The following is an 11,428-nucleotide window of genomic DNA, read 5'->3' on the forward strand; positions in this document are numbered from 1 at the left end:
CTCCAGATAATTATTTTTAAAACTAAAAGTTAATAAATGGTTATGAAAGTTCGTAATCCTTTTCAAGATATTCATTTTATGCGAAAATATACATAAAAGGGGGTAAACTCAATGGCCCAAACAACCGCCCAACTAATTACCGTTGAAGACGCGCGGGCGTTGCTTAAAGACCGGCACGAACAAATTAACGACAGATTCCCCAAGCTTAAGCGCCAAGGTAAATTCATTTTACCTGATTTTCGTTTAACAAGAAAACGGGAAGCGTTCAAGATTCGGCGCCATACCTTTTTGCAACATCACGCACGTTCCTATGTTGCTTTTGACTCTGAAAACGGTCAAACACTTTGGATGCACAACTTCCCTAGTTTAACCGAAGCACTCTTTTGGTTAGACACTGGTTTAAAGCCTACCGATACTGATACTAACTTTTCATTTAAACAATGGAAAGTAAAACATGAGGAAGATATCGTCGCCTTAAAAGACGAACTTAAGGCTAGAAAACATAAAAAAGAAGTTGCCCACAAAAAGCATAAGAAAGCATAAAAAGTCCGCCGCTGGCGGACTTTTTTTAATCTTTAAAATAATTACGTACTTGCTTAGGCTTGGTAGCTACTAATACTTCACCGTTATGAATCGAGTATAACACTTCAGCTCGTTCATTTAACGCATTATAGAAATTATCACTGTTCATCAAAATACAGTTAGCGGGCATTCCCACCTTAATTCCATAATGATCCATGATATGCATGGCTTTGGCCCCGTGCGTGGTAACGAATTGATAGGAGTTCAAGATATCGTTATATCCCATCAAATGACCAACATGTAAGCCCATCGATACTGGATCTAACATGTTTCCGTTTCCCATTGGGTACCAAGGATCCTTAATATCATCTTCACCAAAGGCTACGTTCATCCCAGCTTCGCTAAGCTCCTTCACCCGTGTCATTCCCCGTCGTTTGGGGTATGTATCAAAGCGGCCACCAAGGTTAGTATTAACTAACGGATTGGCAATAAAATTAATTCCTGACATTTTCAGTAAGCGGAATAATTTGTAAGTGTAGGCATCGTTATACGAACCCATTGCTGTGGTATGACTAGCAGTCACCTTGTCTTTTAAACCACTTTCTAGTGCCAAGGTAGCGAGAGTTTCTAAACTTCTAGATTGCGGATCATCGATTTCATCACAGTGAACATCGACTAAACGATCGTTTTGTTCCGCTAATTTAATAATGAAGTGAAGAGATTCTACCCCGTATTCGTGAGTAAATTCAAAATGTGGAATGCCACCCACCACGTCAGCCCCCATTGCTACAGCATCTCGCATTAATTGCTGACCATTAGGAAACGACATGATACCTTCTTGAGGAAACGCTACTAATTGAAGCTCTACTTGGTCCTTAACCTCTTCTCGGACTTCGATTAAAGCTTTCAAAGCAGTTAGATTCGGATCAGTAACATCAACATGACTCCGAACAAATTGAATGCCGTTGGCCACTTGGAGCTTGATAGCTTCCTTAGCCCGTTGTTTGACATCTTCTTTGGTCAATGTCTTTTTGCGTTCACTCCAGATTCTGATACCATCAAATAACGTCCCAGTCTGGTTCCATTCTGGATCACCAGCAGTCATAGTAGCGTCTAAATGAACGTGGGGGTCTACAAACGGCGGTAATAATAGTTTGTGGTTACCATCCAACACCTCTTCATCTGGTTGAGGAGTTAGATGAGCGGCAATCTCACTGAATTTACCGTCAACAATCCGAACATCACTAGCTTCCATTGCATTTTCAATCAAAACATTTTGAATTAACATGAAAGGCCCTTCTTTCATTGATTTTTATTATTATAATTCAAAACTGCCATTTAGACCACGAATTTTTGGGCAAACAAAAAGCACGAAACAATGATTGCCCCGTGCTCCGTATTATTTAGCTGGTTTTTGCTTCAAGAATTTTTGCAAATCTGCAACTTCTTTGTTACGCTTTTCAGCTTTCTTAACGTTGATTGGTCGACGGCCTTGTACACCGTGTGGATGACAAATACGCATAATTACAAATCTCCTTATCTTCAAAAGTTACTTCGGTTATTCCTAATTTCCAATAGACTATCATATTATAATACACATTTACTTTAAAAAGCAAATCGACTTACTAATGTGTTACCGTTTTCTCATTTGTGGTATCCTTAGCATAATAACTAGACTAAATTTGAGGTGACCAATATGTTAACACAATTTCCCCAAGCCCTAACCATTGCTGGTTCTGACAGCGATGGTAGTGCCGGTATGCAAGCCGACTTACACACATTTTTCCGGCGCCACGTTTATGGTGCATCGGTTTTAACCGCTTGTGTTGCTGGAAACAGCTATGGCATTCACGACGCCGTTAACCTTCCCACTGAGTTCATCGATAATGAATTTAAAGACTTAGCTGAAGATTATCATATTCGTGCTAGTAAAACTGGGATGTTATCAGATTCTACTTTAATTAATACCGTTGTTAATAACTATCAACAATACGACCTTGGTCCTTTAGTGGTAGATCCGGTTATCACCACTAAGCACGGTAACGTTTTGCTAGAAGAAGAAGCTTACACTACCCTACGTGACGAATTAATTCCGTTAGCCACCGTGATTACTCCCAACTTCTTTGAAGCTCAAAAATTAGCCGAAATGGAAATTAATGATGAAGCTGACATGGAGACTGCTGCTCAAAAGTTACAAGACTTAGGAGCTAGTAACGTCATCATTAACGGCCGCCACGATTCTGAAGACCAACTCGAAGTCGCTGACTTTGTGCTCTTAGAATCTGGTAAGTCATTTTGGCTACGAGATCCTTATCACCATACTGATCGAGTTAATGGTACTGGCGATACCCTTTCAGCATGTATCACCGCTGAATTAGCTAAGGGCAACGATATCGAAAGTGCCATTCGGATTGCCAAAAAGTTCGTTAATATCGCCATTCAAAATGAAATCATCGTTGGTCATAAATTCGGCCCCATCAATCATTGGGCACCAGAAGACGAAATCTAATCAAAAAGCTTTTAATGTCGCAATCGACATTAAAAGCTTTTTTACTACCTATTATTTTCTATATCGTAAAGCATCCCGCTAAATAGCGCAATAAAACTAAGAATAGAAATGATCGCTGCCGCTTTAGCCCATACAGTGTAGGTGCTAGTCACCGTAACATTACCTTTCATATTGGCCTTAAACGCTACGGTTCCCCGATTAGAGACATACGCGTGAACTGGTTTGCCACCAATAGTAACCCTAGTTCCCGCACTATATATAATCGGAGTGTTAATGATCCCTTTAGGAGTTACGAATTTAACCCGATTGCCAAATGAATCTCGGGTAATGACTTCCCGTTTTCCGTTAACGATAAATACATTTTTCGTAATGGATTTGATATTTTGTGCAGCTGCCGTTGGCAAATAATCATCTATATTATAAAAGCCAACCAAACTAGCCTCATTATTGTAATGAACCCTATCGCTAGTTGGAGCAGTCAGTTGCATCCGAACTACCGGAACTAAAAAGGCTAATAAAGCCAAGCCAGCCACTAACCAGTTCAACCATGATTTTTGGTAGGAAGCCACTACATAGCTACCTACCCAGCTAATGAACAACGTCGCCATTATCATAAACATCCCTGGTAGCATCAAAACAAAATTGAATCGGCTGCCTAACAAGGGCCAAGGAATGATGTTAGTAGCTAAAATTAAGCTAACACCACCCCAAACTAACTTAGAACGGTATATAAATGTTAGTTTATGCCAATCAATAAACGACCAGACTAACAAAATCACCATGACTATTCCAATTCCATAGCCAGTTACGTTATTAGTAACGGAGTTAGTTAACACCTTAATTGGATTTAACGCTGCTGTTTGAATTTGTAAATGGCTAGCCGGTTGGAACGGAATTTTAGCCTCTTCTAATAACGGAACCCAATAAAAAGATGTAGTGAAAAAAGATATTAACGCTGCTTTAGTCAAACCTAACCACATGGATTGCATGTCGGTCACTTTATTTTTTAAAATGATTAATCCTATTATCAAATAAATCGACACCACCCACGCAATCGTAGGGTACGTATAGGTAATTAAAGTCAAAGCTAAGGTTACTATCCACCAACTTTTACCTTGTGTTTTTATTAGCTTATAAAGGCCGAAAAATGCTAACGGGATAAACGCGAAAGCTAATGCCTCACCAGCAACGCTTCTGGTAACGTCAAAAGTTCTATAAGCGGCAAATGTCCAAAACACTGAAAACAGCATTGCCTGAACACTATTACCCGTAATTTTTTTAGCCACTAGATAAGCAATCGCCAGCGTTAAATAAGTAAAAATGGCAAAAATAGCCATATAACCATAAATAAAGCTAGTCAACGCATAACCAATTGGATAGGTAATGGAATAAATTAACCACGGATAAAATAAATTAATCGGATTACCAATTGTACCGTCAACAACGTAATTGACCGGGCCGCTAAGTATGGCCCCGATTCCACCTATCCGATTTAATTCAAACGGTAGTGTTCCGGAATGATACCCAATAACAGTTTTGTTGTAAAACAAAGCCACCATAAACAAAGCCGTTAACACTAAAAAGGATAGCCATGGAAAAAGTTTCTTCATGTTTCATGTCCTCCAAATATATATGTACACCGAGGTTATTTTATAATAATCCATCAGATAAATCTATAAGAATTAAAATTCAAATATAAAAGACATGATGACAAATAGACGCAAAATAAATTATATTTTTATCATCCATTAAACTATAACAACGCAATATCATCTTAATGCTAAGTAGTATACTAATTGCAGATAAATATACAAATAAAATCCCTTTAATGAAATTAAAAATTTCACTCAAGGGATTTAACTTAATAACTTCTACAATTAATGACTCGTCATTACTACTAACAATAATTTACATACTAACCGCATTAGCAAGATTAATATTACCAATATATAGCATCTAATCCCTGTAAATTAAATATCTACTAGATTCTGATAATCTCATTATCAGTAACTAAAGTATTAATCTTAATATCATGATCTTCAATTGGCCATTTGTTAGTGGTAAAGCTCATCATTGGGGGAACCAAAGATACGGTTCTACCCAGATAATGGCTTAAGAAACGATCATAGTAACCACCACCAAAACTTAATCGATTATTACTGTCAAGGGCAAAAGCCAGCCCAGGAACGATAATTAAATCAATTTGCTGATTAACCAGTGTTTCGTCGTAAGCGGGTTCTAATAACCCAAAATTACTTTTAACTAACTGATCGTATCCGATAAAAGGTAAAAAAGCCATCTGCCTTTTAGGCATTACTTTTGGTAAATAGACTTGCTTACCCTCTATTTGTGCTTGCTTAATTAAATTTTTAGTTGGGAATTCAATTGGTCCACTGATAACGGTAGCAATGCTATGAGCTTCTTGCCATTCAAAAGTGCTAAATAGATTATCTAAAATTTTTTGTTCTTCTTGTGAATCTACATTGTCAGAGTTTTTTAATTTAGTTAGTTGATTATTTCTAAATGTTTTTTTATCAATCAATTTTTCCCCTCCTCTCAAGTTAAGTTAGCCTAATTAAAATATATTATAGTTTATAAATCTCTTTAATATCTACTATAACGACTACCGCATTAGGAAAATGTTCATCTAAGCCGCTTTGCTTCAATTCCGTTTCTGACACTTCATCATGATCATGAAGATAAGCAATTCCATTAATCCGATAAGATACATGGTTTTTATTATCAAATGAAGTTACAGCCACCCGATTATTGCTTTGAATGTTATTGTACGCATGGTCTAAAGTAAATTCTACATAAATTAAATGTTGATTATCTAAAACCCGAATTGAGCCTTTAGGACCAATTTGTGGTTGACCATCATCACTTACTGTGGCTAAGTAATCTAGTTGATTATCAAAAAAAGAAGTTAGTTCAGAATCTAAGGTAGTTGTTTCAAGTAAGGTTGCCATTGAATTTTACTCCATTCCATTATTTTATAGTAAAGTCCGTAATCAAAAATAATTATTTTACTAATCTTTAGTTAGGCCTGCTATATAAGATTAACACCCCTTTATAAGCCAAATTAATCCAACTAATAATCCATAACTATCTATTATTATGATAAGCTAAATATACATTTACATATTTGGAGGACTAATTTTGATTTATAATTATCATCAAAACCACTCATTAACCTTAGACTTAGTAGCATTATCGCAAGCAACACCTGATTTACATCCGTCTTCTGCACTATTGATATGTAAAACTGATTGTATCTTACAAATTGATCAACATAATTTTCATTTGAAGCAACAAGATATAGTTCTTTTACGCTATAAACAACCAATTAATTTAATGCCTATAGATCAGCAAGCTTTTTACGTTAGTTTATTTTTTGTTCCTATCGCTTGTGGTATAGAATGTGGACCTAACGAATTAGTTACTTCTATGACCTGCTCTCAAACGGATGCACACATTGTTTTTCGGCGATTTAATTATCAAATATGCGTTAATTATCTTAACCAAATTAAGACATTAACAACTATTCAACCTCAAGATAATTTCTTAAAATACCAAGAAAGTACCTTAATGAGCTTATTACTAACAGAACTATCTAGGTACGGCATTGACGCTATTGCAATGATTGAGTCTAATTTTTTAGAATATGATTTAAAAAAATCATCTCGATCCATTCAATTCGGTATTATTTTAAACTACATAGTAGCGAACTTAGCAACCGTGAATCTAACTAAAGCGGCTTTGCATTTTGAGTACGATCCCAACTACTTCTCTAGATTAACGCGCCAATTATTCCACAAAACTTTCACTGAAGAAGTCCGTTTTATTCGCATGAGTGAAGCCCAAAAACTATTAGAAATAACTAACCGTTCCGTTGCGGATATTGCGTTAACTTTAGGATATCAGTCCCCCTCTACTTTTAACCGTTACTTCAAGCAACGAGCGGGACAAACCCCGTCCGCTTATCGCAAACTATATCAAACATAACAACTTTAATTAAGTAACCGTATATCATTTCAACTATCTATTAAGTAGAACTTAAAGAATTTATGGAATTACTTGGGAACGGCGTAAGTTCTTTGATATTGTAACTAGATTAAATAAAACATCAAACTCATATGAACTGCCTAAATTAGAATTTGAAGATATTATCTCTGGAGAAGGAAGATTAAATAAAAATATAAAAAATAAAAAGGACAATAGAAAAGGAATAATCTTTTTCCCAGAAAATGTTTTATATGGAAAATTACGTCCATATTTAAAAAATTGGCTATTTTCAAATTTTACTGGAATTGCTTTAGGAGATTTTTGGGTATTAGAAGCTAAAGAAATTGTACCTGAATTTTTATATACATTAATTCAATCTAATGATTACCAAAAAGTTGCTAACGATACTTCTGGTACTAAAATGCCTAGATCAGATTGGAAGAAAGTTTCCAGTACCTTATTTTTAATTCCTTCCAAAAATAAAGAACAAGAAAAAATCGGTTCTCTCTTCCAAACTCTCGATGTCCTTATCGCTTCCAACCAGCTCCAGCAAAAAAGACGTTTTCTGAGCTTAAAAAACGTCTTTTTATCGTATTTATACAAGACTAGCTAAATGTTTCATAACTTTATCATTATCCTGATTCTCTAATTCCTGAATTATATGCAAATACGTTTGTTGGGTTGTGTTCATGTTGGAATGCCCCAATCTATGGGCAACTGAAGCGATACTTACTCCCGAATACAGTAATAGTGAAGCATGTGTATGGCGCAATCCATGCACTGAAATAACAGGAATTTCCGCCCTTCTACACAATCTTTCTAGGTAATGATTTACGGTATCATTATAAACTTTAGTATTTTGTACAAATATTGGTTGATGGGGTGGCATTCCTTTGGTTAACTGAGAAAATTGAATGACAGTTTGCCAATCTAATTGAACATTTCTAACCGAAGCATGGTTCTTAGTAGGTGCAAATCCGCTCTTCTCGGCCTTGTAATTCCAAGTTTTATCTATTTTCAAATTTTGTCTAGCAAAATCAAAATCTTCTGGGGTGACCCCTAATGCCTCCGCAAATCTTAATCCGGTTTTACTAATCAACAAAATAAAATAATCCCAATTAACGCCTTCGTTTAAGGTTAAAACGTTCAAAAGTGATTGAACTTCATGTTGGTGTAAAAATTTGGTTTTATGTTTACGATGCTTAATTCCCTTCAACACAGCTTTTCTAGTTGGATCTCGTTCAATAATGCGTTCTTCTAACGCATCCATCAACGCACTTCTGACATGTCGGTGAAAATCCATAACTGTCTGTCGTTCATGAGTTTTAGCATATTCATTTAATATTTTCTGATAAGTCAATCTCGACATTTGGCTCATTCTAATATCTGGGGCTAATCGGCATAATTGACGGTGCGTCATTTCGTATTTTTGATACGTAATTGGTTGCACCGCGTCTCGCTTATACAGTTGCATCCATTCAGCAAAATATTCGTGTAACTTGGGTGACTGTTCCATCGATGTTCCCTCCAAATAAAAAAATTAGAATCTCATTTTGAGATCCTAATTAATTATTACAGGATATAAACTAGTTTAGCTAATTTGAAGAAGCTTTCGCTGGTTGGATGCGACAGCTAGTTCAAATTAAACAAACATATTTTGCATTAAATACTTTTTAAGTGTTTTGAGTTGATCTAAGTGTTGTTGGTTGGAAGCGATAAGGTTGTCTAAGTTTTGAAAAAATGAGCTGATTTGCTTTTGTTCGTCATAGTTTGGAACGACTATATCAAGATCAGACAATTTTGCTAAATTCAAATTTGCTTGTGAACTAGTTTCAGCTTTGCGCTTTAAACCATTGCTAAATTTATCAATTAATGTCTTTATAAACACGACATCGGAGTTTTTAGCTGTGAATCCAATAACGCTGTCTGGAAAGGCAGCATCGATGCCCAAAATGCTTGTCTCTGCTATGTTGGCAGCTATAGTAATTAATAGCGTTCCAGACGGCCAAAGTTTGCTTTGTGCCAAACCAAAATCGTTGTATGTTTGAGAATAATTCGTAAGAAACAATCCAGCGCTAGCAACATCGCCAGTTTGAACGAACGGATACTTGCCACCAAATAATTTTTTATCATTTCTTGGGCGATGTTTTGACTTTCCACGTGCTATATCTCCAACGTCCGTAAGTTTACGCTGTTCCCAAGGGTCAGTGAAGCCTTTGAACCTCCACTCTTGATCGAATATTTTTTGCATCAAAAGTTTCTTCAACATTTGTAGGTTATCAAGCTTCTTTTGATGAAGAGTGATAGTGCCGTCTAATCCATCTAAAACAGACACTATTGTTTCCTGTTCTGCTGGACTTGGAAATTTAATTTTCATATCAGCAATCATTTCCATTCGAACACTATCAACTGATGTTTTTGCTGTCATTGACATTACACGACGATAAAAATTCTTTGAAAAATAGTGATAAAAATATTTCGCCGATACTCCATGATTAAAGTTAAACATCCTATATACACGTTGATGCAAGTTATACTTACCATTTACATAATGAAAAACTTTTCCTGTACCAACACCATCTCCAACTGTCAAAACAGCTTCTTGGTCATAAAGATATTCATTACTTCGTTCAATTGTCACAGAACGAACATAAAATGGATATTTACCATCTTCAACTTTATCTTGAGTATTACCTTTGCCAGTAGAAATATCACATAATTCTTTTGTCTTACGCCGTTCCCAGTCATCCTTAAATCCCTTAAACCTAATTCTAGGCGTCATTTTTTCATCCATTACTTAAACAGCTCCTTTAACTTCTCAAGCTGCTGTTGAGCGTCAGGGTCTTGACCGACCAGTTCAGCTAGCATACTGGTAAATTCTGTTTCCTGTTCAGCGATTTCTTGATTAGTAGTTTGGATATCAGCCACTAATTTATCCACATCAACCGGTGGTTCCTCTTCAAACGTATCTACATAGCGCGGAATATTTAAATTAAAGTCGTTTTCCTTAATTTCATCAAGGGTTGCAACATGGGCATACTTATCCACATCAGCTCGTTGTTGGTAAGTTTCCACAATCTTATCCACTTGTTCGTCCGTTAAATTATTTTGGTTTTTTCCCTTCTCAAAGTCATTAGAGGCATCGATAAAGAAAATATCATCAATAGTACGTTGTTTCTTAAATACTAAGACTACCGTTGGAATTGACGTTCCATAAAATAAGTTAGCTGGTAATCCAATTACGCCGTCCAGCACATTATCGCGTTCAATCATGAAGCGGCGAATCACTCCTTCGGCAGCCCCGCGGAAAAGTACTCCATGTGGTAAAACTACTGCCATCCTGCCGTCATCATTCAAGTGGAATAGCATGTGCTCTACAAAGGCAAAATCAGCCTTAGATTTAGGCGCAGTTTTCCCGTATTTTCGGAACCGTTCATCGTCTAACTTGCCATCTGTACTCCATTTAGCCGAATATGGTGGGTTAGCCACCACCGCATCAAATCGTTGACCGGCAAACTTATCGTCTTCTAATGTATCGCCTTGCTTCATTTCAAAACGGCTAAAATTGATGCCGTGCATCAACATGTTCATCCGAGCCAGGTTAAATGTCGTGCCGTTCAATTCCTGCCCGTAGTAGTTTCCAACGCGAGCGTAATTACCTACTTGCAATAACAGAGAACCAGATCCCATCGTAGGATCATACACACTTTTAATTTCAGGTCTATCTAACGTTACTAACCTGGACAATAATTTGGAGACTTGTTGCGGGGTATAGAATTCACCAGCCTTTTTACCAGCAGTAGAAGCAAATTGACCGATCAAATATTCGTAAGCATCCCCCAAAACATCAATCTCAGCTTTACCTTCACCAAAGTCCAAATCAGCTAAATTCAACATCACTTTGGCAATTAAATCACTTCGCTGAGCCACGGTAGAGCCTAATCTAGATGAGTTTAAGTCTAAATCTTCGAATAAGCCCCGAAAATCAGTTTCAGATTCCTTACCAATTGTGGAATTTTCCAATTCATTAACCGCATTAGCCAATTTTTCCACATCGAAATGGCCTGCTTGAATATCCGCCACTAAGCTAGAAAATAAATTATCCGGACTAATGAAAAAACCTAAAATATTGGTAATTGCATCTTGCAACATATCTCTCATATCTTCATCAGCATAGGCTTCTTCAAATGTTATCCCGTCGTTGGCTAACTGTTCAGCAGCCACATCATCTTCTCTTTGGGATAAGAAGCGGTAAAAAATTAATCCTAAAATATAATTCCGAAATTCGCTCGCATCCATATTGCCCCGTAAATCATTGGCAATACTCCACAAGCGTTTTTGTAATTCAGCCTGCTGTTGAGCTTGCTGAGTGTGTGTTTCTGACATAATTCT

Annotated in this window: 11 protein-coding genes; 3 read left to right on the plus strand and 8 right to left on the minus strand. The window is 36.6% G+C overall.

The window, feature by feature from the left end; translation table 11 throughout:
* Positions 1–111: 111 nt before the first annotated feature.
* Positions 112–543 (plus strand): hypothetical protein, encoded by a 432-nt coding sequence (locus FC56_RS07565; protein WP_056978759.1) that lies wholly within the window; start codon positions 112–114, stop codon positions 541–543.
* A 25-nt stretch (positions 544–568) separates the two neighbouring features.
* On the opposite strand, the gene codA is transcribed toward FC56_RS07565, so the two are convergent.
* On the minus strand, positions 569–1,810 hold the full coding sequence (gene codA, locus FC56_RS07570) for a cytosine deaminase (protein ID WP_056978761.1): 1,242 nt from the start codon (positions 1,808–1,810) through the stop codon (positions 569–571).
* A 111-nt stretch (positions 1,811–1,921) separates the two neighbouring features.
* Entirely contained in the window at positions 1,922–2,044 is a 123-nt protein-coding gene (locus FC56_RS08265; protein WP_263862245.1) for a hypothetical protein, read from the minus strand.
* A gap of 174 nt (positions 2,045–2,218) precedes the next feature.
* On the opposite strand from FC56_RS08265, the gene thiD reads away from it, so the two are divergent.
* A complete protein-coding gene (thiD, locus tag FC56_RS07575; RefSeq protein ID WP_056978763.1) occupies positions 2,219–3,031 on the plus strand; it encodes a bifunctional hydroxymethylpyrimidine kinase/phosphomethylpyrimidine kinase in 813 nt (270 codons plus the stop codon).
* 44 nt (positions 3,032–3,075) lie between these two features.
* Here thiD and FC56_RS07580 read toward each other — a convergent pair whose 3' ends face one another.
* From FC56_RS07580 to FC56_RS07590, 3 genes are all read right to left on the minus strand, one after another.
* On the minus strand, positions 3,076–4,641 hold the full coding sequence (locus FC56_RS07580; RefSeq protein ID WP_056978766.1) for a glycosyltransferase family protein: 1,566 nt from the start codon (positions 4,639–4,641) through the stop codon (positions 3,076–3,078).
* A gap of 371 nt (positions 4,642–5,012) precedes the next feature.
* Positions 5,013–5,573, minus strand: coding sequence for a 5-formyltetrahydrofolate cyclo-ligase (locus FC56_RS07585; protein WP_225425425.1), 561 nt, complete (start codon positions 5,571–5,573; stop codon positions 5,013–5,015).
* Between the two features lie 43 nt (positions 5,574–5,616).
* Positions 5,617–6,000 carry a pyridoxamine 5'-phosphate oxidase family protein gene (locus FC56_RS07590; protein WP_054670375.1) on the minus strand — a complete coding sequence of 128 codons (384 nt, stop codon included), beginning with the start codon at positions 5,998–6,000 and terminating at the stop codon, positions 5,617–5,619.
* Positions 6,001–6,190: 190 nt separating this feature from the next.
* On the opposite strand from FC56_RS07590, the gene FC56_RS07595 reads away from it, so the two are divergent.
* Entirely contained in the window at positions 6,191–7,036 is an 846-nt protein-coding gene (locus FC56_RS07595; RefSeq protein WP_054670372.1) for a helix-turn-helix transcriptional regulator, read from the plus strand.
* A gap of 595 nt (positions 7,037–7,631) precedes the next feature.
* Here FC56_RS07595 and FC56_RS07600 read toward each other — a convergent pair.
* The 3 genes from FC56_RS07600 to FC56_RS07610 form a co-directional block, all read right to left on the minus strand.
* Positions 7,632–8,552, minus strand: coding sequence for a site-specific integrase (locus tag FC56_RS07600; protein WP_056978768.1), 921 nt, complete (start codon positions 8,550–8,552; stop codon positions 7,632–7,634).
* A 126-nt stretch (positions 8,553–8,678) separates the two neighbouring features.
* Positions 8,679–9,830, minus strand: a complete 1,152-nt coding sequence (locus FC56_RS07605) for a restriction endonuclease subunit S (RefSeq protein WP_056978769.1) — start codon at positions 9,828–9,830, stop codon at positions 8,679–8,681.
* Positions 9,830–11,422 carry a type I restriction-modification system subunit M gene (locus tag FC56_RS07610; protein WP_056978771.1) on the minus strand — a complete coding sequence of 531 codons (1,593 nt, stop codon included), beginning with the start codon at positions 11,420–11,422 and terminating at the stop codon, positions 9,830–9,832. Before FC56_RS07610 ends, FC56_RS07605 begins: the two co-directional genes overlap by 1 nt.
* Positions 11,423–11,428: the final 6 nt, after the last annotated feature.

The organism is Lentilactobacillus senioris DSM 24302 = JCM 17472, assembly GCF_001436555.1.
In the GTDB taxonomy this organism is placed as follows: domain Bacteria; phylum Bacillota; class Bacilli; order Lactobacillales; family Lactobacillaceae; genus Lentilactobacillus; species Lentilactobacillus senioris.

Excerpts from the sequence above, each read along its gene's own strand:
- FC56_RS08265 (WP_263862245.1), bottom strand. The coding sequence starts at position 2,044 with ATGCGTATTTGTCATCCACACGGTGTACAAGGCCGTCGACCAATCAAC.
- FC56_RS07600 (WP_056978768.1), bottom strand. The coding sequence starts at position 8,552 with ATGGAACAGTCACCCAAGTTACACGAATATTTTGCTGAATGGATGCAA.
- codA (WP_056978761.1), bottom strand. The coding sequence starts at position 1,810 with ATGTTAATTCAAAATGTTTTGATTGAAAATGCAATGGAAGCTAGTGAT.
- FC56_RS07580 (WP_056978766.1), bottom strand. The coding sequence starts at position 4,641 with ATGAAGAAACTTTTTCCATGGCTATCCTTTTTAGTGTTAACGGCTTTG.
- FC56_RS07605 (WP_056978769.1), bottom strand. The coding sequence starts at position 9,830 with ATGGATGAAAAAATGACGCCTAGAATTAGGTTTAAGGGATTTAAGGAT.
- thiD (WP_056978763.1), top strand. The coding sequence starts at position 2,219 with ATGTTAACACAATTTCCCCAAGCCCTAACCATTGCTGGTTCTGACAGC.
- FC56_RS07610 (WP_056978771.1), bottom strand. The coding sequence starts at position 11,422 with ATGTCAGAAACACACACTCAGCAAGCTCAACAGCAGGCTGAATTACAA.
- FC56_RS07565 (WP_056978759.1), top strand. The coding sequence starts at position 112 with ATGGCCCAAACAACCGCCCAACTAATTACCGTTGAAGACGCGCGGGCG.
- FC56_RS07590 (WP_054670375.1), bottom strand. The coding sequence starts at position 6,000 with ATGGCAACCTTACTTGAAACAACTACCTTAGATTCTGAACTAACTTCT.